Annotated in this window: 15 protein-coding genes and 4 tRNA genes; 11 read left to right on the forward strand and 8 right to left on the reverse strand. The window is 63.0% G+C overall.

Going from position 1 to position 21,105, the window contains the following annotated elements:
- Positions 1-38: 38 nt before the first annotated feature.
- Positions 39-1,055: a C4-dicarboxylate TRAP transporter substrate-binding protein gene (locus tag ACGYK9_RS15510; protein ID WP_271689627.1), complete on the reverse strand. Its 1,017-nt coding sequence runs from the start codon at positions 1,053-1,055 to the stop codon at positions 39-41.
- 349 nt (positions 1,056-1,404) lie between these two features.
- On the opposite strand from ACGYK9_RS15510, the gene acs reads away from it, so the two are divergent.
- Positions 1,405-3,360 carry an acetate--CoA ligase gene (gene acs, locus ACGYK9_RS15515; protein ID WP_394412780.1) on the forward strand — a complete coding sequence of 652 codons (1,956 nt, stop codon included), beginning with the start codon at positions 1,405-1,407 and terminating at the stop codon, positions 3,358-3,360.
- A gap of 60 nt (positions 3,361-3,420) precedes the next feature.
- Positions 3,421-3,993, forward strand: coding sequence for an MOSC domain-containing protein (locus ACGYK9_RS15520; RefSeq protein ID WP_394412783.1), 573 nt, complete (start codon positions 3,421-3,423; stop codon positions 3,991-3,993).
- Positions 3,994-4,065: 72 nt separating this feature from the next.
- Here ACGYK9_RS15520 and ACGYK9_RS15525 read toward each other — a convergent pair whose 3' ends face one another.
- The gene (locus tag ACGYK9_RS15525) at positions 4,066-4,572 is read right to left on the reverse strand and encodes a DUF992 domain-containing protein (protein WP_394412786.1); all 507 of its coding nucleotides are present in this window, start codon (positions 4,570-4,572) and stop codon (positions 4,066-4,068) included.
- A 260-nt stretch (positions 4,573-4,832) separates the two neighbouring features.
- On the opposite strand from ACGYK9_RS15525, the gene ACGYK9_RS15530 reads away from it, so the two are divergent.
- Positions 4,833-5,369, forward strand: coding sequence for a flavin reductase family protein (locus ACGYK9_RS15530; RefSeq protein ID WP_394422589.1), 537 nt, complete (start codon positions 4,833-4,835; stop codon positions 5,367-5,369).
- A 33-nt stretch (positions 5,370-5,402) separates the two neighbouring features.
- Here the strand turns inward: ACGYK9_RS15530 and ACGYK9_RS15535 are convergent, their stop codons facing one another.
- The 3 genes from ACGYK9_RS15535 to ACGYK9_RS15545 form a co-directional block, all read right to left on the reverse strand.
- On the reverse strand, positions 5,403-9,743 hold the full coding sequence (locus ACGYK9_RS15535) for a translocation/assembly module TamB domain-containing protein (protein WP_394412792.1): 4,341 nt from the start codon (positions 9,741-9,743) through the stop codon (positions 5,403-5,405).
- Positions 9,743-11,557, reverse strand: a complete 1,815-nt coding sequence (locus ACGYK9_RS15540) for an autotransporter assembly complex family protein (RefSeq protein ID WP_394412796.1) — start codon at positions 11,555-11,557, stop codon at positions 9,743-9,745. The genes ACGYK9_RS15535 and ACGYK9_RS15540 overlap by 1 nt, the downstream gene beginning before the upstream one ends.
- A gap of 290 nt (positions 11,558-11,847) precedes the next feature.
- Positions 11,848-11,933: transfer RNA gene (locus ACGYK9_RS15545), tRNA-Leu, on the reverse strand.
- A 220-nt stretch (positions 11,934-12,153) separates the two neighbouring features.
- Between ACGYK9_RS15545 and ACGYK9_RS15550 the strand changes: the two genes are divergently transcribed.
- The 5 genes from ACGYK9_RS15550 (at position 12,154) to ACGYK9_RS15570 (ending at position 15,964) form a co-directional block, all read left to right on the forward strand.
- Positions 12,154-12,852 carry a DsbA family oxidoreductase gene (locus tag ACGYK9_RS15550; RefSeq protein ID WP_394412799.1) on the forward strand — a complete coding sequence of 233 codons (699 nt, stop codon included), beginning with the start codon at positions 12,154-12,156 and terminating at the stop codon, positions 12,850-12,852.
- A 46-nt stretch (positions 12,853-12,898) separates the two neighbouring features.
- Positions 12,899-13,579 carry a lipoyl(octanoyl) transferase LipB gene (lipB, locus tag ACGYK9_RS15555; protein ID WP_394412802.1) on the forward strand — a complete coding sequence of 227 codons (681 nt, stop codon included), beginning with the start codon at positions 12,899-12,901 and terminating at the stop codon, positions 13,577-13,579.
- A gap of 186 nt (positions 13,580-13,765) precedes the next feature.
- Complete coding sequence (gene ctaD, locus ACGYK9_RS15560; protein WP_067261244.1) at positions 13,766-15,439, forward strand: cytochrome c oxidase subunit I; 1,674 nt, start codon at positions 13,766-13,768, stop codon at positions 15,437-15,439.
- Between the two features lie 220 nt (positions 15,440-15,659).
- Positions 15,660-15,734: transfer RNA gene (locus ACGYK9_RS15565), tRNA-Gly, on the forward strand.
- A 155-nt stretch (positions 15,735-15,889) separates the two neighbouring features.
- A tRNA-Gly gene (locus tag ACGYK9_RS15570) sits at positions 15,890-15,964 on the forward strand.
- A 250-nt stretch (positions 15,965-16,214) separates the two neighbouring features.
- Here the strand turns inward: ACGYK9_RS15570 and rlmB are convergent.
- Entirely contained in the window at positions 16,215-16,991 is a 777-nt protein-coding gene (rlmB, locus tag ACGYK9_RS15575; RefSeq protein WP_322329430.1) for a 23S rRNA (guanosine(2251)-2'-O)-methyltransferase RlmB, read from the reverse strand.
- A gap of 113 nt (positions 16,992-17,104) precedes the next feature.
- Here rlmB and ACGYK9_RS15580 point away from each other — a divergent pair.
- A tRNA-Tyr gene (locus tag ACGYK9_RS15580) sits at positions 17,105-17,188 on the forward strand.
- A gap of 185 nt (positions 17,189-17,373) precedes the next feature.
- On the opposite strand, the gene ACGYK9_RS15585 is transcribed toward ACGYK9_RS15580, so the two are convergent.
- On the reverse strand, positions 17,374-17,844 hold the full coding sequence (locus tag ACGYK9_RS15585; RefSeq protein ID WP_394412805.1) for a hypothetical protein: 471 nt from the start codon (positions 17,842-17,844) through the stop codon (positions 17,374-17,376).
- Between the two features lie 92 nt (positions 17,845-17,936).
- Here ACGYK9_RS15585 and ACGYK9_RS15590 point away from each other — a divergent pair, with 92 nt between their 5' ends.
- Both ACGYK9_RS15590 and ACGYK9_RS15595 read left to right on the forward strand, forming a co-directional pair.
- Positions 17,937-18,941, forward strand: coding sequence for a hypothetical protein (locus tag ACGYK9_RS15590; protein ID WP_394412808.1), 1,005 nt, complete (start codon positions 17,937-17,939; stop codon positions 18,939-18,941).
- Positions 18,942-19,017: 76 nt separating this feature from the next.
- Positions 19,018-20,310 (forward strand): O-acetylhomoserine aminocarboxypropyltransferase/cysteine synthase family protein, encoded by a 1,293-nt coding sequence (locus tag ACGYK9_RS15595; RefSeq protein WP_394412811.1) that lies wholly within the window; start codon positions 19,018-19,020, stop codon positions 20,308-20,310.
- A gap of 51 nt (positions 20,311-20,361) precedes the next feature.
- Here the strand turns inward: ACGYK9_RS15595 and ACGYK9_RS15600 are convergent, their stop codons facing one another.
- Entirely contained in the window at positions 20,362-21,063 is a 702-nt protein-coding gene (locus ACGYK9_RS15600; RefSeq protein ID WP_394412814.1) for an SIMPL domain-containing protein, read from the reverse strand.
- Between the last annotated feature and the right edge of the window lie 42 nt (positions 21,064-21,105).

Consider the following 21,105-nt stretch of genomic DNA (forward strand, 5'->3'; position numbering starts at 1 on the left):
TCAATCCGCACGGCCCTCACAGTCATGCCCGGCTGGGCTTAGTTCGAGGCACGCTCTTTTTCCAGCGTCTCCATCACGAGGTCATAAAGTTCCTGACCCGGGATGCCCTGCGCTTCCATGTTCTCGATCCATGCTTCGCGCGCGGGATCGGCGGCTTTCTCTTTGAACTCGGCGATAACTTCGGGAGAATACTCAACCTTCTCCACGCCTTTTTCTTCGAGAACGGAATCCCATTTCTCCAGCAGCTCCGCATAGTTGGCGAGGTAGTGATCCAGCGCCTCATCGACCGAGCTGTCGAGCGCTTCGCGCTCTTCGTCGCTCAGCATCTCATAGGCGTCGATGTTCACCACGACAGGGCAGTTCACGGTGCCGGGGTTGAGGTTCGCGGTCCACCAATCGGCCTTGTTGATGGTGCCAAAGGACAGATGCGCGTGCTGGGCGAAGGCCACGGTGTCAACGACACCCGATTCCATCGCGTTATAGGCTTCGGTCGCAGTCACGGATGTGGGCACGGCGCCGACAGCTTCAAAGGCTTTGCCCAGACCGCCGGTGGCGCGGACGCGCATGCCGTCGAAATCTTCCAGCGTGGTGCGCGGATCGCCGGTGCCGACGAGGTTGTACTGCGGCATGGGCGAGGTCATCAGCATTTTCGCGTTCCACTGCGCCATCTCCTTGGCGACGGCGGGGTGGTCATAGACCGCTTTGGAAACCGCGACTTCCTCTTCAAGGTTGCTCACCCCCAAAAACGGCAGTTCCAGCACGGTGATCGCGCGGTTCTTATCGGCGTGGTAGCCGGCGCAGAACTGGGCCATCTCGAAGGCACCGATGGAGATACCGTCGAGGTTTTCGCGGTTCTTGGACAGGCCGCCGTAGCTGACGTTGATGGTGAATTCGCCGTCGGTCTTCTCAGAAACCAGTTCGGCAATCTTTTCCACATGTTCGGTGAAGGCGCGGCGCTTGCCCCAGACCGAGGCATTCCATTCGGTCGCGGCAGCTTCGCTTACAAACGCGACAGTCAGCGCACAGGCGGCGGCACCGCTCAGCAGATTTTTCATGATGGCTCTCTCCCATAGTTGCCGCCCTTGGGTGGGCGGATTGGCGCACAGGCTACCCCGCGGGGGCTGGCCTGCCAACCCCGTCATGCCGCGCAAATACGACAGCCGCAAGACAGTAGCGCCAAGTTTGACTGGCAAGGCTTTGAAAAACCGTGCCAATCACCGGGGGTAAGTGGAAAATTTACAGAATTCGCACCCTTCGGGAAAAACCTTTACAGGCAAGCCCTTGTAATCCAGTTGCTTATTCCCTTCTTTTCACGGGCCGCTATGATCCGGCTGAGGAGGACGCCACGGCCACCGGGTTTGACCCGCGCCCCGTGGCGATGCGAACATCAAGGGAGGAACCACCATGTCCGACGCCACCGCCAAGACCTATCCGCCATCCGCCGACATGGCCGCCCGGGCCCATGTGGACGCGCAGACCTATGACAAGATGTACCAAGCCTCGGTCACCGACACCGATGGGTTCTGGCGCGAGCAGGCGCAGCGGATCGACTGGATCAAACCCTTCACCCAAGTGCGCGACGTGAACTTCGACCTTGGGTCGGTCAGCATCAATTGGTTCGCGGATGGCGAGCTGAACGTCAGCGCCAATTGCATCGACCGCCATCTTGAGACGCGCGGCGATCAGACCGCGATCATCTGGGAGCCGGACAGCCCCGAAGATGAGGCCAAACACATCAGCTACCGCGAGCTCCACAGCGCCACCTGCCGCATGGCCAATGTGCTGCGTGATCTCGGCGTGGGCAAAGGCGACCGCGTGATCATCTATATGCCGATGATCCCCGAAGCCGCCTATGCCATGCTGGCCTGCGCGCGGATCGGGGCGATTCACTCGATCGTTTTCGCAGGCTTCTCGCCCGATGCTTTGGCCGCGCGGGTGAACGGTTGCGAGGCGAAGGTGGTGATCACCGCGGATGAGGCACCGCGCGGCGGCAAAGCCACGCCGCTCAAGGCCAATGCCGACAAGGCGCTGGCGCAATGCGATGCGTCCGTGCAATGCCTTGTGGTGCGCCGCACGGGCGGTGACGTGGCATGGGACGATGCGCGCGACCGCGACTACAACGCACTGATCAAGAATGCCGCCGAGACCTGCGAAGCGGAAGCGATGGGCGCCGAAGACCCGCTCTTCATCCTCTACACCTCAGGCTCCACCGGTCAGCCCAAGGGCGTGGTCCATACCACCGGCGGCTATATCACCTATGCGGCGCTGACCCATGAGGTGACGTTCGATTACCACGACGGCGACATCTACTGGTGCACGGCGGATGTGGGCTGGGTCACCGGGCACAGCTATATCGTCTATGGCCCGCTCGCCAATGGCGCCACAACGCTGATGTTCGAAGGCGTGCCCACCTACCCGGATGCCAGCCGGTTCTGGCAGGTCTGCGAAAAGCATAAAGTCACGCAGTTCTACACCGCCCCCACCGCAATCCGCGCGCTGATGGGGCAAGGCAATGACTATGTGACTAAAAGCGATCTGTCCTCGCTGCGCATCCTCGGCACCGTGGGCGAGCCGATCAACCCAGAGGCGTGGAACTGGTATCACGAGGTCGTCGGCCAGAACCGCTGCCCCATCGTCGACACGTGGTGGCAGACCGAGACCGGCGGCCATCTGATGACCCCCCTGCCCGGCGCGCATGACATGAAACCGGGGGCCGCGATGAAACCCTTCTTCGGCGTCAAACCGGTGGTGCTGGACCCGACATCGGGTCAAGAGATCGACGGCAACCCCGCCGAGGGCGTGCTTTGCATCGCCGACAGCTGGCCGGGGCAGATGCGCACGGTCTGGGGCGATCACGAAAGGTTCGAAAAGACCTATTTCGCCGATTACCCGGGCTATTACTTCACAGGCGACGGCTGCAAACGCGATGCCGATGGCGACTATTGGATCACGGGCCGCGTTGACGATGTGATTAACGTCTCGGGCCACCGCATGGGCACCGCCGAAGTGGAAAGCGCCCTTGTCGCGCATGACAAAGTGGCCGAAGCCGCCGTGGTCGGCTACCCGCATGACGTCAAAGGCCAAGGCATCTATTGCTATGTCACCTTGATGAGCGGTGAGGCGCCTTCCGAAGAGTTGCGGGCCGAGTTGCGCAATTGGGTCCGGCAAGAGATCGGCCCCATCGCCTCGCCCGATCTGATCCAATGGGCACCGGGCCTGCCGAAAACACGTTCGGGCAAGATCATGCGCCGCATCCTGCGCAAGATCGCCGAGGATGATTACGGCGCATTGGGCGACACCTCGACGCTGGCGGACCCCGGCGTGGTGGACGATCTGATCGGCAACCGCATGAACCGCTGACACGCTGCGCGGCGCGGGCGGCTACCTGCCCCCGCACCGCGTTGCATGAGAAAGAGAGACATGGACCAAACCGCCCCCCAAGTGCCGCCGCCCGCCTCCGCGGCGGAATGTGACGCCGCCCTGCCGGATATCCTCGCCGCACCCAAGGATGGCGCCGTGATCGAAGAACTTTGCTTTCGCCCTGACTATGGGGAGCGGGATTTCCGTGATGAACTGGAACTGACCGCGGTGCAAGGCATCCTTGGCGAACGTTGGACCGAGAAACCTTGGCTGACCCTGCCCGACGGCAGCCCCGATCCGCGGATACAGGTCTCCATCCTGCCCAAACGCGTGATGGACCTCTGCTGGCGCGACCGCGCAAACACGCCGCACCCCGGCGATACGATGATCGTGGACATGGACCTTGGCCATGAGAACCTGCCCGTCGGCACGCGCCTTCAAGCCGGGTCTGCGGTGCTGGAGGTGAGCGATAAGTTCAACACCGGCTGCATCAAATGGCGCGACCGCTATGGCCAAGACAGCCTGCGGTGGATCAACCGAAAGGAAAACCGCCCGCATCGGTTGCGCGGCGTTCTGTGCAAAATCGTTCAGGACGGCACCGTTCGGCGGGGGGACCGGCTGACCAAGCTCTGACGCCTCTCACATGCACATGGGCCGCCCCCAAGGGACGGCCCGGTTCGTCAGTTCAAGCGTTTTCGCGCGGGGTTAGCCTTCGACGCGTTGAAGGTTGATCTCACCCACGCCCACGGCAAAGTTCACGCCGGTTTGGGTGTTCACGCTCAGCGGCTGAAGCGCCAATGTGTTCTCGGAACCACCCGTCATCAGGTTGGCCCCCGCGCCGACACCGACGGTCGCCTCGGCGGAAACGCCTTTGTAGCTGCCGTTCAGCCCGCCTTCGGAATATTCCTGCTCGGTCGGCGCCAGCACCAGCCATGACATCTGGCCGTTCTCGGTCTTGCCGATATCGACGCCCCAGCGGTTGATCTCGCCCACATAGGTCTCATCTTCGAGACCTTCTTCGATGGGATTAAAGGTGCAGGTCAGTTCACGGGTGGAGCCGAAAACGAAGCCAGTGCCCTCGCCCACATCGCAAGACAGGGAGCCGATCTCGACGTGGTCGACGGTCTCATTGTCATCGGCCATCGCGGTGGAGCCGAAGGCGGTGGCGCTCAGAAGGGCCGCGCCGAGGGTGAGTTTGCTTGCATGCATCATCTTTGTCACTTTCCGGCGCGACGAGACGCGCCTTTTCTGCTGTGAACGGCATTCGGGTGCCTTGGACAGACGGCGCAGACCTCCTGCGCCGCCCCTTTCAGACAGCCAGCATCGACACCAATTGGGGCCGATGATGCCTCTCATCGCTGGCCCAACGCCGGGCCTTGGCGGCGGTTCCTCGGCCCAACCGCGGGCGCGAAAATCCGCGCAAGGGGGCCGATGCGCAACGCCCCGGCACCGCTGGACAAATCAGCCGCCACATGGCACCGCTTGTCGCTATGAGTGATGATCTGATCCCCTTCTCGCCCGACAGCGGCGATGCCCCGGCGCTGCGCCGTGCCTTCGGGCGTTTCGGCACCGGCGTGACCGTGGTGACCGTAAAAACCGCCCAAGGCCCCTTGGGGATGACTGCGAATTCCTTCGCCTCGGTCTCGCTCGACCCGCCTTTGGTGCTGTGGTCGCCTGCGATCTCATCCAAACGGCACGATAGTTTCACCTCGGCGGCATCCTTTTGCATCCACGTTTTGGGCGCGGATCAAGAGGGTTTGGCCCAGCGTTTCGCAAGCCAAGGCCATGACTTCTCTGGTTTCGATTGGACGGAGGACGCCGCCGGTGTGCCCACTTTCGCAGGCTGCCTCGCCCGGTTTCACTGCGCGACCTATGCCGTGCATCCGGCGGGCGATCATTCGCTGATCTTGGGCCATGTGCAACAGGTCGCCCTGCGCGAGGATGGGGCGGCGGGCTTGATGTTCGACCAAGGCCGTTACGGCCACTTCACCCCCCGCGACGACAGCTAAGAAAAAGGGCGCCCCGTAAGGCGCCCCTTTCAATTAATAATCCCGCTCGAAAAAGATGCCGATGCTGCTGTCGCCGTCCGAGCCCAAGGTGCCCTTGGCCGTCAGGCTTTCGGTAATATCGAGGTTGAGCGACACCTCTCCCGTGCCATCCGAGGCCGCCGTCACATCGGTATAGATGTTGTCGGTCAAGTATTTCCCCAGCCGCAGCGCGGTCTCGCCATCCTCGGTGGTGGTCACGTCCAGATCGTCGAGGCCAAAGCCCTCACGCAAGTTGCCGATCACCCCGTCCCCGCCGCGCCCTGCGAGGGTCGCCACTGCACTGGCCAATTGAAGCGCCTGAAAGGCCGAGATTTCCGAGATGTTGCGCCCAAAGAGCAGCTGCGACAGCACCTCGTCCTGCGGCGCGGCAGGGGTGGATTCGAAAGTGACCTCCGGCTCATTCGCCGGGCCGCTCACGATGACACGCACCTCCCCCGCTTCGGTATCGGTCGAGGTGACGAACCGGATATAGGGGATGAAATCGCCCTGAAACTGGATCGACCCTTCGTCGAGCAAAAAGCGTTTGCCCAAGATATCGAGCCGCCCGCGGATCAACTCGAACCGTCCGGCCGAGATGATGCGATTGGTGGTGCCGCTGAGGTTCAGCGCGCCGCCCAGTTCCGCATCCAGCCCGCGGCCCCGGACGTAAATCCGGTTCGGTGCGTTGAGTTGCAGGTCCAGCCCGAACCCGGGGCCGGACGCCTCCGCCGCCGGATCGTCCCCGGCCTCGGCTCCCTCCAACTCGGCCTTGCGGCGGGTCGCCAGCACATCGGCGGGCGCGTTGACATGGGTGATCTGCGGGATGTCCCCGATCGAGGTCAGACCCGTTGCGGGAACCTGAATATTCGTCTCGCCCGCGTTGATCACCCCGGTAATCTGCGCCCCCCCGCTCAAGGGACCTGCAAGCCGCAGATCGCCGTTCAGCGTGGTGCTGTACAGGCTCGGGTCCGCATAGACGAGGTTGCGCAGGGTCACGTTGATATCCGCAGGCAAGGCCGGTGTCAGGGTGATCGCCCCCGCCACGCGCAGCTCTCCGCCATCGACGGCCTGACCGGTCACATTGAGCTGCGCCCGGTTGCCCCCAAGCTGAACATCCGCGTCGATCCCCCGCAACGCCACCCGCAGGTTCGGCGCGGTGAAGGTCGCGCCGCTGGTGGTGATGCGCCCGCTGACCGACGACAGCGCCGCCGGTCCGTTGATCTGCAAATCGAACCGCGCTTGGCCTTGCAAATTGCGCGGGGCGAGGAAGGGACGCGACAACCCCAGCGGCGCATTGCCCGCGATATCGAGGTTCAGCGTCCCATCGGGGTTCACCAGCCCTGCCACAGTCGCCTGCGTGCCTGCGGGGCCATTGGCACTGGTGTCGATACGCCATGCCTCCCCCTCGCGCCGGGCCGAGCCTGCGACGCTGAGCGGGCCGTTCACCTGTTCCACCAAGGCGCCGATGTCAGGCATGTTCAACTGGAAATCGACCGCCGCATTGGGGCCGGTGACCAAACCTTCGACCGTCGCCCGCGCGCCGTAGGGGCCGCTGGCGCTGGCATCGAGGACCACGCCGTTCTCGGTCTGACGCGCCACGCCGTTGGCCGCGAAAGAGCCCGAGACACTGGGCACCAGCGGGTTCACGTTGGGCACCGAGACATCGAACCGCAGAGAGACCTCTCCGGTCACCAGCCCTTCGACCATGGCGCTGCTGCCATAGGGGCCATCGGCGCTGACATCCACGGCGATTCCGTCATCGGTCTGACGGATGTCGCCCGTGGCCGAAAGCGGGCCGTTCGCACCGGGTGCGAGGGGGCTGACGTCGGGCACAGAGAGGTCAAAGCTGAGCGCCATATTCGGGCCGGTGGCCAGCCCTTCAACCACGGCGCTGCTGCCATAGGGGCCACTCGCGGCGACATCCACGGCAATGCCGCTCTCCTGCTGCCGCACCGTGCCTTGGGCCGCCAGCGGCCCGTTCACCCCGGGGGCGAGCGGGCTGACATCCGGCAAGGCCAGGTCAAAGCGCAGCGCCATGTCAGGCCCCGTCGCCAAGCCTTCGACCGCGACGCGGCTGTCGTAGGGGCCATCGGCAATGGTATCGACGACAAACCCCTGTTCGGTCTGCGCCAGCGTGCCGCTGGCCGCGACCCCGCCGTTGATCTGCGGGACGAGGGGTTGGATATCGGGCAGAGACAGGTCAAAGGCCACATCGACGCGCGGCGTGACCAACCCTTCGACCGAGGCCTGCGCCTCCAGCGGGCCGCTGGCTTCGGTGTCGATTTCCCACCCTTGCGGCGTCTGGCGCAATGCGCCTTTGGCGGTGACCGGGCCGGTGATATCCGCCTCGGGTACGAAATCCTCGATCCGGGGGATATCGGCGGTAAAGTCGATCTGCGCGTCCTCGCCCGTGACCAAGCCCGAAACGGTCAGCGCCGCGTCATAGGGGCCATCGGTGACCGCGTCGACAACCCAGCCGCGCGGCTCTTGCACCGCTGTCGCTTTGACTGCGATGGGGCCTTCGTATTGCGGCAACACCAGCCCGACATCAGCGAGTGTGAAGTCCAAGGCCGCACGGCTGTCTTCGCTGCGCAGCTCGACATCGCCGGTCAGGTCCAGCGCATCGTTCTTTAACTCAAGATCGCGCAGGAAAGTCCCCGTTTCATTGCGTTTCGCCACCATGCTGAGGCTGGTCCGCCCCGCAAGAACCGCATCGGCTTGTTCGATCCCGATCTCAAGGTCATCGGTCCCCCCGGCAATCGCCAGATCGAACATGCCACCCAAAGGTGTGACCGTGCCGTTCAGCGCCAGTGCCGTGGCGCCAGCGATATCGCGGCCCGCCAGCGCGGAAAAGCGACTGATATCTTGGGCTTCCAGCGTCATCTTCAGCTGGGTGAGCAGCCCGGTGTCGACCCCGTCGATCGCGGCTTCGCCGGTCAGGCCATAGTCTTCGCCCGAAAGGGTCAGGCCGTTGATCTCAATCGGTTCACCTTCGACAAAGCGGATCTCGGCGCTGCCGGTGATCGCATCGCCGATGGCCTCGGCACTTGCCGGATCGGTCAGCGTCAGCCCCTCGGTTGCAAAGGTCACATCGCCGAGGAATTGCCCCAAACTGCCAAGGTTGCCTTCGAGAATACCGTCGAGCGCCAGTTGGGTCTGCGCGATTTGCAGCGCGCCCGTGTCCAGCCCGGTAATGTCGAAGGCGCTGTCGAAACGGTCGCCATCGGCAGCATCGTAATCCACCCGCAGGGTCACAGCTTCGACCCGCGTGCCCTCACCCGAGATCGGCAGAAGGGTCGAGGTGCCGTCGGGGTTCGCAATCTGGCCTGAAATGTCGATCAGCGTCGGCCATTTCTCTTGGTTCAAGGTGACCTGCCCCTGCAGATCGACGGAATTCGCGGCAAGGGCAAAGCTGCTGACCTCAACCGCACCGTTGCTTTCAAGCAGCGCATCCAGCGCCAGCCGCACGTCCTCGCCGAAGAAGTCGCGGTAGCGCGGGGCGAGCAGCGCAGTGATGTCGCCGCCGATATCTGCTTGAATGCGGCGGTCCGGTGTATCGCTGGCGCGGCGCGGGGCCTGCGTGCCAAGGGTCACTTGCCCGGCCAAACGCTCTTGCCCATCGGTGGCGATGGTCACATCGGTCGCGAAATCATCCAGCGGCCCTGCGCCTTCGACGGTCATCTGCACCGAAGGCTGCCCCGGCAGGTTCAGCAGTTTCGAGGCGATGCCTTCGGGGTCTTCGGTCAGGTTCAACAACAGGTCCAGCACATTTTCGGTGCGGTCAAAATCGGCCTGAATGTCGAACTCGCCCCGTTTGCCATCGGTGCGGCGGGCCTGAAAATCGACGATGCCGACCGTATCGGTCAGCCGTGCATTGGCGCTTACCGAAAGCTGCGCCGCCTCGCCCAAGATCGGCTCGCCCAAGTTGATCTCATCCACCGAGAAATCCGCGATTTCGATGGAGACCGGCAGATCGGGCAAGGCAAAGGGTTTGGCCTCGGCATCGGGCAGATCGACTTCATTGCTGACCGGCAGGCGCTCGACATCGAGCCGTCCGGCGGTGAGTTGCTCGACCTCCAGCCGTCCGCGCAGCAGGGCCGAACGGTTCCAATCCAGCACCACATCGTCAAGCGTCAGCCAGATGCCATCGTCATCCGCAATCGTCATCCGGTCAAAGGAGGCCTCCGAACTCAGCGCCCCTGCGAATCCGTCGATGCTGACGGTGCGGCCCGCGCCGCTCAGCGCGTCTTGAATGGTCCGGGTGAGAAAGCCCTTGTCGTCATCCTGTGCGGCAGCCGCTGTGAGGCATGCCAGATAGACAAGGCTGGCGGTGAGAATCTGCAAAAACTGTCGCATTAAAACGCCTGTCCAATCCCGATATAGACTTGGAAATCTTCATCCACTTCCGGCCCCGATGTGGGCACGGCCACGTCCAGCCGGATCGGCCCGATGCCCGTGGCATAGCGCAGACCCAGCCCTGCGCCCGAGTGCCAAGTGCCTGATCCGTCGTAGAATTCTTCCGACCCGATATAGCCCGCATCGGCAAAGCCCACGACGCCGATCTTTTCGGTCAGGGCCACGCGCGCCTCTGCCGAAAGCCCGACAAAGCTGCGCCCGCCCACGGTGTCGCCGCTCGGCAGCTCAACCCCAAGCGTTTGATAGGGCTGCCCGCGCACGCTGCCGCCCCCGCCGGAGTAAAAGAGGTAATCCGCCGGCGCTTCCGACAAGTCCGGCCCCGCGACCGAACCAAGCTGCCCCCGGAAGGCCAGCGTCACCGGGCGCTCCGTCCCGAAGCTGCGGTAGTAGCGCGCATCAAGATAGCTGCGCAGCCCGCTTTCGGACCCCGACAGGGCAACAAAGGGGGTGACGCTGGCGTCGATGTAATAGCCATCGGTCGCGTCCAACTCACTGTCGCGGTAGTCGAACTCGGCCCCCAGTGGCAGGGTCAGCAAGGTGTATTGGTTGGTGCCGAAGGCATCCTCGGTCTCAGCCACACGCAGGCCGAGGCCCGCGGAATAGGTGCGGTTTTGATTGGCGATCCGCTCGATCCCCGCTTCCAAATCCAGCTGGCGCGAGAAGTAATTCACCTCATCAAGCTGTTCCAAGGTGGCCAGCGCGTAGAAATTGGTATCTTCATTAAAGGTCGCCGGGCGTTCGAACCGGGCAGAGAGCGTATAGTCTTCGCCCCCCGAATTGCCGCCGATCCCTTCGATCTCAGCCGAGAGGCGCAGACGTTCGGCCCCGCCCAACAGATTGCGGTGCAGCCAGAAAGTGCTCAGCGTCAGCCCTTCGAGCGAAGACAGTTCCGCACCAAAGCCAAAGCGCCGCTTGGGTGCTTCGGTCACCTGCGCGGTGACGGGCAGCGTGTCGTTGGGGCCAATGCGATCCGCTTCGATGAGCGCCACGGCGTCAAAGGCACCCGTGCGGCGCAGCCGTTCGGTGGCCAGTTCCAACTCTTCGGGCGAGAAGACCTCTCCCTGTGGCAGCCCTGCGATTTCGATCAGCCGCGCGGTGCGCACATCTTCGTTGCCGGTCACACTTAGCGCGCCAAAACGCAGCTTTGGCCCCGGGGCCAGCCGCAGGGCAGCGTCGATCTGGCGCTCACGGTGTTTGGCCACAAGATCTTGATCTGCCAATGCCGCTTTCGCGTGGCCCACGTCACGCCAACCGCTGACCCCGGCCGAGACGGTTTCCTTCAGCACGCCAAGGCTCGCGGTCTCCCCCGCGGCAAATCCGTCCGGCAACTCGGTACCCGGGGCTATGGGCGCGATGCGGGTCGCGCCAAAGCGGAACTTCGGCCCCGGGTCTACCGTGATCACGGCCCGGTCGATGCGGCGCGGCGGTTGCACAGGGGGAATCGCGGCGGCATCGACGCCATCCAAGGTGATCTTGAGCGTCGGCCCGAAATACCCCTTGTCGTAAAGCAGCGCCAAAAGCCGCCCATAATCGGCCTGTGCTGCGCCAACCAATTCTTGCGGCGTGGCAGGCTCGGAATCCTCATCAGTCTGCTCGGCCAGCAAGGAGCCATCGCGCAGGGTGGCATAGAGGTCCGAATCCGCTGCGATGCCAGTGATGGCCAGTTCCGCAGCCTGTGCCGCAGCCCCCCCGCCAAGAAGTAGTCCAAGAGCGAGACAAAGCGCCGCCCCTTGAGTCTGCCCTTGTTGCGCCACGCGCTACCCTCCTTGCGTTCGTCAGCCCGGTTTTCGCGCCGGTTCTCCTTTGCCCGCCCAAACGGGCCTTATTCTTAGCAACCGTTAAACGGCATTGCCGCCTTGGCTGCAAACACTCTGCCGGGGGAATCGCGCGATGAGAACGGCCTGCCCCGCCCCGTGCAGGTGTCACGCGCGGAATCGGCAAGATACCGCGCAGCAAGAGTGTAGGCTGACCACGGCCCGAGACGAGGACAAAAACGATTTTTCTTTCAAGGGGTCCGACCATCGCTTTGCATTGCAAAGCATGGTGGTGCGGTCGGAGAGACTCGAACTCTCACGGGTGTTACCCCACAGCGACCTCAACGCTGCGCGTCTACCATTCCGCCACGACCGCACGCCATGGTTGGTGGGCGGGGTTTAGCCAAAGACCAAGGGCTTGTGAAGAGGCAATCTGCAAATTTTTTCAATGCGTTTCAGAAAGCGGGTTCAGCCCCCGATTTTCCGCAGCCGCACCCCCGATCACAATCCCCTTACCGCCCTGCAATCTGACGGCTCAGCCGTTGAAAGCGGGCGTTCGGCGGGCCATCTGTGACGCAAGCAAGAAGGAACACGCCATGCCCGCAGACACCGCCATGCCCGCAGACACCGCCACCCCCACAGACACCCCCACCGTGCAGATCGATATCGTATCGGATGTGATGTGCCCTTGGTGTATCGTGGGCTACAAACAACTTGAGCAAGCGCTCGGCGCGGTTGGCGTCGGCGCCTACGTGCGTTGGCACCCCTTTGAGTTGAACCCGCAGATGCCAGCCGAAGGCCAGAACATGGCCGAACATCTGGCCGAGAAATACGGCTCCACCCCTGCCCAATCGGTCGAGAATCGCAAACGGCTAACGCAGATGGGCCAAGCTTTGGGCTTTACCTTTAACTTTTCCGACGACACGCGGATGCAAAACACCTTTGCCGCGCATCAACTGCTGACATGGGCACAGGTCCAGGGGCTGCAACATCCCCTGAAGATGGCCCTGTTCGATGCGCATTTCACCCAAGGGCGCAATGTGAACGATACCGATGAGCTCGCCGATGTTGCCGCTTCCGTCGGATTGGACCGGGATGAAGCGCTCGAAGTGCTCCGCAGCGGCAGTTTTGCCGAGCAGACGCGCGAAGCGCAGCAATTCTGGACTTCTCGCGGCATCTCCGGCGTGCCGTCGATGATCTTCGAGGGCAAATACCTGATCACCGGGGCGCAGGGGGCTGAAAACTATACCCAAATCCTGCGCAAGGTCTTGGAGGAACGCGACGCCGCCGCTTAACACTGTGCCTCTGGCGGTGCGGCGCGGGTCTTGCTAAGGCATCCCCATGGTTGAATGGATCATCACCGACGGCTTGACCGATTACCGCAGCGCCGAGGCGTGGATGGAAGCGCGTGCCAACGCCATCGCCGCCGGCGAGGCCGAGGAATGCATCTGGCTGGTCGAACATCCCCCGCTCTACACCGCCGGAACCTCGGCGCGGGCCGAAGACCTGACGGAGCCTGACCGCTTTCCCGTCTACCCCACCCGGCGCGGCGGGCAGTACACCTACCACGGGCCAGGCCAGCGGGTGGCCTATGTGATGCTCAACGTCGCCGCCCGGGGGCGCGATGTGCGCTGTTTCGTGCGCCAGCTCGAAAACTGGGTCATCGCCACTTTGGATCAATTCAACCTGCGCGGTGAAATCCGCCCCGGTCGCGTCGGCGTTTGGGTGCAACGACCCGAGAAACCCGCCCAGCCCGATGGCAGCCCCGCCGAAGACAAGATCGCCGCCATTGGAATCAGGCTGCGCAAATGGGTCAGCTTCCACGGCATCAGCATCAATGTGGAGCCGGACCTCAGCCATTTTGGCGGCATCGTTCCCTGCGGCATCACAAACCACGGGGTGACCTCGCTGGTCGATCTGGGCCTGCCCGTCACGATGGACGATGTCGATCTTGCCCTGCGCGCCACCTTTGATGAGGTCTTTGCCAGCGCCCCCACAGGCAGCTGCGACATCACCCCCTAACAGCGGCAAAGCACGCGCCAAGCGGCCCAAAGGCCGGATTTTACGGCGACAGCCACAGCGCAAAAAATACCCACCCTGCGACCATCGCGCCCATTGCCCCCGCGAGACGGTCGCTCTAAAACGGGCGCGACACCGCATGTGCCGCCTATGGCGCCATGTGTCCAATTCATTTGCAGGAGGCACCGCATGGCAGACGCAGCCATTCACGGCCAAGATCATCACGACGACCGGGGGTTCTTTACCCGGTGGTTCATGTCCACCAACCACAAAGACATCGGTATTCTGTACCTGATCGTCTCGGCCTTGGTCGGTCTTATTTCGGTGGCATTCACCGTCTACATGCGCCTTGAGCTCATGGATCCGGGCGTTCAATACATGTGTATGGAAGGCGCGCGTTTCATTGCGGATAGCTCTGCCGCCTGTACGCCAAACGGCCACCTGTGGAACGTGCTGATCACCGGCCACGGCATCCTGATGATGTTCTTCGTCGTGATTCCCGCGCTCTTCGGCGGTTTCGGCAACTACTTCATGCCGCTGCAAATCGGCGCGCCGGACATGGCCTTCCCGCGGATGAACAACCTCAGCTTCTGGCTCTATGTCGCGGGCACCACCCTCGCGGTTTGCTCGCTGCTGACACCCGGCGGCAACGGCCAGCTCGGCTCCGGCGTGGGCTGGGTGCTCTACCCGCCGCTTTCGGTCCGCGAAGCGGGCATGTCGATGGACTTCGCGATCTTCGCGGTGCACGTCTCCGGTGCCTCCTCGATCCTCGGCGCGATCAACATGATCACCACCTTCCTGAACATGCGTGCCCCCGGCATGACCCTGTTCAAAGTGCCGCTCTTCGCCTGGTCGATCTTCGTTACAAGCTGGCTGATCCTCCTGTCCCTGCCGGTTCTGGCGGGCGCGATCACCATGCTCTTGATGGACCGCAACTTCGGCTTCGCCTTCTTCGATCCCGCAGGCGGTGGTGACCCGATCCTCTACCAGCACATCCTGTGGTTCTTCGGCCACCCGGAAGTCTACATCATCATCCTGCCGGGCTTCGGCATCATCTCCCACGTCATCGCGACCTTCTCGCGCAAACCAGTCTTCGGCTACCTGCCGATGGTCTGGGCGATTATCGCGATCGGCGCACTGGGCTTCGTCGTCTGGGCGCACCACATGTACACCGTGGGCATGACCCTGAACCAGCAGGCCTACTTCATGCTGGCCACCATGGTCATCGCGGTGCCAACGGGGGTGAAGGTCTTCAGCTGGATCGCCACCATGTGGGGCGGCTCGATCGAGTTTAAAACACCGATGCTCTGGGCCTTCGGCTTCCTGTTCCTCTTCACCGTCGGTGGCGTCACCGGCATCGTGCTGAGCCAGGCCGCCGTGGACCGTGCCTATCACGACACCTACTACGTCGTGGCGCACTTCCACTACGTGATGTCGCTCGGCGCCGTCTTCGCCATCTTCGCGGGCATCTACTTCTACCTGCCCAAGATGACGGGCCGCATGTACCCCGAATGGGCCGGCAAACTGCACTTTTGGGCGATGTTCATCGGTGCAAACCTGACCTTCTTCCCGCAGCACTTCCTGGGCCGTCAGGGCATGCCGCGCCGCTACATCGACTATCCTGAGGCATTCGCCTACTGGAACCAGTGGTCCTCGATCGGCGCCTTCCTCAGCTTCGCCTCCTTCCTCTTCTTCTTCGGGGTGATGGCCTACACGCTGACCCGCGGCGCGCGCTCCACAGCAAACAACCCGTGGAACGAATTCGCGGATACGCTGGAATGGACCCTGCCCAGCCCGCCGCCCGAACACACCTTCGAGCAGCTTCCGAAACAAGAAGACTGGGACAAGCAGCACAGCCACTAAGCCGATCCAAACCACAAAGGCCCCGTTTCCGCGGGGCCTTTTCTTTTGCCCCCCACTCCTCTGACAGCCGCGCCCTCCCCCTCCAACTTCATCCTTTCTCAAATACCCTCGGGGGTCCGGGGGCAGAGCCCCCGCCCTGCGCAAATTTTTCCACCAAAAACCACATTTCCCTCTTGAAGCCCCCCGCCCCAATAGGTATCTCGCCCACACCAGACGGTAAGCGGGCGTAGCTCAGGGGTAGAGCATAACCTTGCCAAGGTTAGGGTCGGGCGTTCGAATCGCCTCGCCCGCTCCATCTGGACTTCACAAGGCCGCATCTTCGGATGCGGCCCTTTGTGTTTTCCGCCCCCAAAACCACCGCGAAAAAAATTGCCACGCGACGCTTAGATCGTTTCATTTCCCCCTTGCAGCCCCCTGCGGGAATGGGTATTCCCCCCTCACCAACCGGATGCGGGCGTAGCTCAGGGGTAGAGCATAACCTTGCCAAGGTTAGGGTCGGGCGTTCGAATCGCCTCGCCCGCTCCAGGTTGATCCTACCACCCCGTAGGAAACGCAAAGCCGCCCCTCGGGGCGGCTTTTGTGTATCTAGCCCTACATAAAAAAACGCCCCATGACGAACACGGGGCGTAAGGTACGGAACGAGGGACAGTAGGTGGCCGGCAGGCGTTCCGGGCCTGCGGTCACCTTTAAATTTAGGAAGCCTTAGCCGTTTTCAAAGGGGCCGGGCCCGGCCGCCCTGCCCCCTGCTCGGTTTTGAGCCAGTTCTTGCCGATTCTCAGCCGCCAACCCGGCTGGCATAAAGCGCGATGGCCGCCGCGTTAGAGACGTTGAGCGAGCCGAATCCGCCCGCCGCATCAATCCGCACCAGCGCGTCTACGGTCTCGCGGGTCTTCTCCCGCAGCCCCGGCCCCTCGGCCCCCAGAACAAGCGCCACAGGGCGGTCACGGCGGCCTTCGACGGCTTCCTCGATGGTCTGCGTCGCCTCGCCATCAAGCCCCAGCACCAGATAGCCCATCTCCTGCAAGGCCCGGATGGCATCGGCAAGGTTGCGGACCCTCAGATAGGGCTGGCGCTCCAGCGCACCGCTGGCGGTTTTGGCCAGCGCCCCGGTCTCGGGCGCGGAATGGTGTTTGGTGCCGATGACCGCCGAGGCGCCAAGCACTTCGGCAGAGCGTAGAATCGCGCCGACGTTATGCGGATCGGTCACCCGGTCGAGCAGCAAAAGCCGCGGCGCGGAATCACCGATGGCCACATCTTCCAATCGGCCCCAGTTCAGCGGCTTCACCTCCAAAACGGCACCTTGGTGGACCGAGTTTGGATCGAGCGGCGGGCGGAACTTGCGCGGGTCCACAACCTGCGGCGTGATTCCCGCCTCGGCGATGGCCTCTTCCAGCTTCGCCTGCGCGTTCGGCGTGACCATCAACTGCAATTTTTCACGCCGCGGGTTCATCAGCGCATCGCGCACCGCATGCAGGCCGAACAGCCAGACCGTCTGCGCCGCTTCGGCCTTCTTGTCCTGCTCTTTTTGCACGACCCATTTGGGTTTCTTCATCTCTTTATCCTTTCGTGCGATTTCCCCAAGATTTCTCAGGAATTCGCCTTGACGCTTCTTTGGCTCGCTTGTAATCACGCCCCCACGTCAGGTGCAATGCACCGGGACAAAGTGGGCGACAGGCCGCAAGGTGTGGCAGGGGACTGTAACTCCCTCGCGGAGACGCACGCCTGGTTCGATTCCAGGGTCGCCCACCACTTTCTCCCCCCCTCTCGATAGTTAGTGTTCGCCGATAAGGCGCGCTCGTGGCGACCGATTGATGCCGCGCCCGATGGCTATCAAGGGATCAGCACATCGCTCCGCAAAAACTCCTCAAGCGCCATTCCCAAATCGTCGTAAACCAGTTGAACCCGAATCCTCTCAACCGACCCGAGGTCAAACGTCAGGTAAGGCTGCGGGTCCCCTCCAGAATCGCATTCGGCGTCGGCAATAAATCGTGACAGGGCGGCATCGGCAGATTCCGCATCGGCGCGTCGTTCACCGCGATTGCCATGGCGGCCAGCCCGCAGCGCCAGCTCCACAGGTGGGTCACATAGAGGAAGTCTCGCCCATCATACTCCCGCACGGCGATCCAATTGCCGCGGGTGGCGTTCAGGATCGGCCGCACCTCTGCGGCGGTGGTGAAACGGCCCGTGGGCGTCTGGTCTTCGGCGACCAAGCCGGGGGGCACGGCATCCATGTAGAACGCAGGCGGCGGGGCCGCGGGGGCCGGGGGCGCCGCCGGGCTGGCCGGGGCTGCGGGGCGTGCCGGAGCCTGCACCGTCATCGGCGCATCCGGTCGGCCTACCCCGTCCGAAGGCGCAGAGGGGCCGCCCAAGCTGATCGCGATCACGGCAAAGACAAAATCGAACATTCGACCCCCTTTCGCAGGCCGCTCAAATTGCTGGCTTTTGCCGACAGAGCCCTGCCCCTATACTGGCCGAAAACCAAAGGCCGCAGTTTAGTATGACACGCAATTCGCGTATCCCGCAAATTTTCAACGTCGTCATCGTGGGCCAAGAGGGGCGGCTGGCCTATGAGGCGTTGCTTTTCGCCGCCTCCCTGCGCCATTCCTGCCCGGAGTTCCAAGGCCGCCTGCTGATCGCCGAGCCGCAGCCCGGCCCGCTTTGGGATCGTGATCCGCGCATCACCGACAGCGCGCAGCGCGAGGCGCTGAGCGAGCTTGGGGCGGAGTTCGTCCCCTTTGACAATCAGCATTTCGGCAGCGCCTACCCCAATGGCAATAAGATCGAGATGCTCAGCGCCCTGCCCGCGGGCGAACCCTTTGTTTTCTTTGACACCGATACGCTGATCACCGGCGATCTGACGGCGGTGCCGTTTGATTTCGACCGCCCCTCGGCCTCTCTCAAACGCGAGGGGACATGGCCCGAGCCGCCGCTATACGGGCCGGGCTATAGCGCATTGTGGAAGTCGCTTTACGACAAGTTCGGCCTCGACTTCGCCAGCAGTCTCGACCTGAGCCAACCGGATGAACATTGGCGTCGTTATCTGTATTTTAACGCCGGGTTCTTTTACTACCGCTGCCCGAAGGAATTCGGCGATCTCTTTCTGCGCTACGCCCTGGCGGTACGCGACGACCCTCCGGTCGAGCTTTGCGCGCAGAGCTTTGATCCTTGGCTCGACCAAATCGTGCTGCCGCTGGTGATCCACGCCCTTGGCGGCGGGCGCGCCACCCTGCCCGCTGGTCTGTTGGATGGCACGGTCTCCTGCCACTATCGCTTTCTGCCCCTGCTCTACGCGCGAGAGAGCGATCATGCCATCGAGGTGTTAGAGGCCATCACCGCCCCCAACCGAATGAAAAAGCTGCTCAAGCAGCGCGATGCGATCAAGCGGATGGTCTATCAGGGCCGCGGGGCCAAGGTGCGCGCGCTTTTCGATCAAGACAACCTGCCCCGCCGCGAACAGGCGATCCGCAACCGGATCAAATCAAACGGTTTCTGGATGCGCTGAGCCCCGCCTGCCCCGTTGTCTGGACGGGTCTTTGCGCCTAGGCTGCGCGAGAACCATTTTCTGAGAGGACAGACCAATGGCCGATAGCCCCACCCCACATTTCGACACGCTGCAAATCCACGCAGGCGCCAACCCCGACCCGGCCACCGGCGCGCGGCAGACGCCGATCTATCAGACCACGGCCTATGTCTTTCGCGATGCCGATCACGCGGCGGCTTTGTTCAACCTTGAGGAAATCGGCTATATCTATTCGCGCCTGACCAACCCGACCAACGCGGTCCTGCAAGAGCGTATTGCCACGCTCGAAGGCGGTGTCGGCGCGGTCTGCTGCTCATCGGGCCACGCGGCGCAGATCATGGCGCTGTTCCCGCTGATGGGACCGGGCAAGAATATCGTCGCCTCCACCCGTCTCTACGGCGGCACGGTCACCCAGTTCAGCCATACGATCAAGCGGTTCGGCTGGTCCTGCAAGTTTGTCGATTTCGACGATCCGCAGGCCGTGGCCGATGCGATTGACGACGACACCCGCGCGGTCTTTGGTGAGGCCATCGCAAACCCCGGCGGCTATATCATGGATGTGCGCGCTATTGCGGATGTGGCAGATGCGGCGGGCATTCCGCTGATCATCGATAACACCAGCGCAACGCCCTACCTCTGCCGCCCGATTGAGCATGGCGCGACGCTGGTGGTGCATTCCACCACCAAATACCTCACCGGCAATGGCACCGTTATGGGCGGCTGCGTGGTGGATTCGGGCAAGTTCGACTGGTCCGCGAATGACAAATTTCCCTCCCTCAGCCAGCCTGAGGAAGCCTATCACGGCATGAAGTTTCACGAGACCTTCGGCCCCATGGCCTTTACCTTCCACGGCATCGCCATCGGGCTGCGCGACTTGGGGATGACGATGAACCCGCAGGCAGCCCATTACACACTGATGGGGATCGAGACCCTGTCGCTGCGCATGGAGCGGCATGTGCAAAACGCGGTGAAGGTGGCGGAATGGCTCGAACAGGACGACCGAGTTGAGTATGTGACCTATGCCGGGTTGAAATCCTCGCCCTATCACGAGCGGATGCAAAAGGTCTGTCCCAAGGGCGCGGGCGGGCTTTTCACCTTTGCGGTCAAGGGCGGCTATGACGCCTGTGTGAAACTGGTCAACAGTCTTGAGATCTTTAGCCATGTGGCGAACTTGGGCGATACGCGCTCGCTGATCATTCACTCGGCCTCCACCACCCACCGGCAACTGACGGCAGAGCAGCAGGAAGCGGCAGGGGCCGGTCCGGGCGTCGTGCGCATCTCTATCGGGACCGAAGACGCCGACGATCTGATCGCCGATCTCGATCAGGCGCTGACCAAGGCGACCAACTAAACCACCTTCCCCCGCCGATCACCTCGGCGGGGGTTTTCCATCTGCGGCAGCTTACTGCCCCGGCGCAATCGCAAAGGTCATGGAGACCTGCGCCCGCACCTCAACCTCGCCTTCGGCCACGGCGCTGTCCATCGCCATCCCCATACGGGCGGATTCGAACATTTTGGGCTGCGCGTGGGAGTTTTCGGTCATGCGGATCAGCGTGCCCAGCTTTACCCCTGCCGCCTCGGCCAACTGCCGCGCGCGTTCGGTGGCATCCGCAACGGCGGCCTTGCGTGCCTCGGCCAGCGCATCTTTCGGGTCTTGAAGTCCGAAGTCCAAGCCGTTGAAATCATTCGCGCCCTCATCGATCACCGCATCCATCATCGCACCCAAGCGCTCCAGATCGCGCACTTTGACCGTTACGGAGTTGCCCGCCTGATAGCCGATGATGCGCGGCGGCTGGCCGTTTTCATTCCCGCGGCGGTCATGCACCGGGCGCAGGTAGAAACGGCTGGTCTGACGGTCCTTCGCCGCGACGCCCTGCGCATCAAGCTGGGTCAGGATCGCGCTTACGGCGGCATTCACCCCGTCCATCGCGGCCTTGGCGGTTTCGGCCTCTTCGGTCACGCCCAGAGTGATCGTTGCCATGTCGGGCGCGGCGGCGATGCTGCCTTGGCCCGTGACGATAATCCCCTCTTCCGGTCCCTGCTGGGCCGAGACCAATCCGGCCCCCGCCATCCACGCCAGCGCCACCCAATTCATCAGTCGCATGTTCGTTCCTTTCCGTGCATCAATGCGCCGCCATTTGCCCAT

This window comes from Sulfitobacter sp. 1A15258, assembly GCF_043557045.1.
Lineage (GTDB): Bacteria > Pseudomonadota > Alphaproteobacteria > Rhodobacterales > Rhodobacteraceae > Sulfitobacter > Sulfitobacter faviae.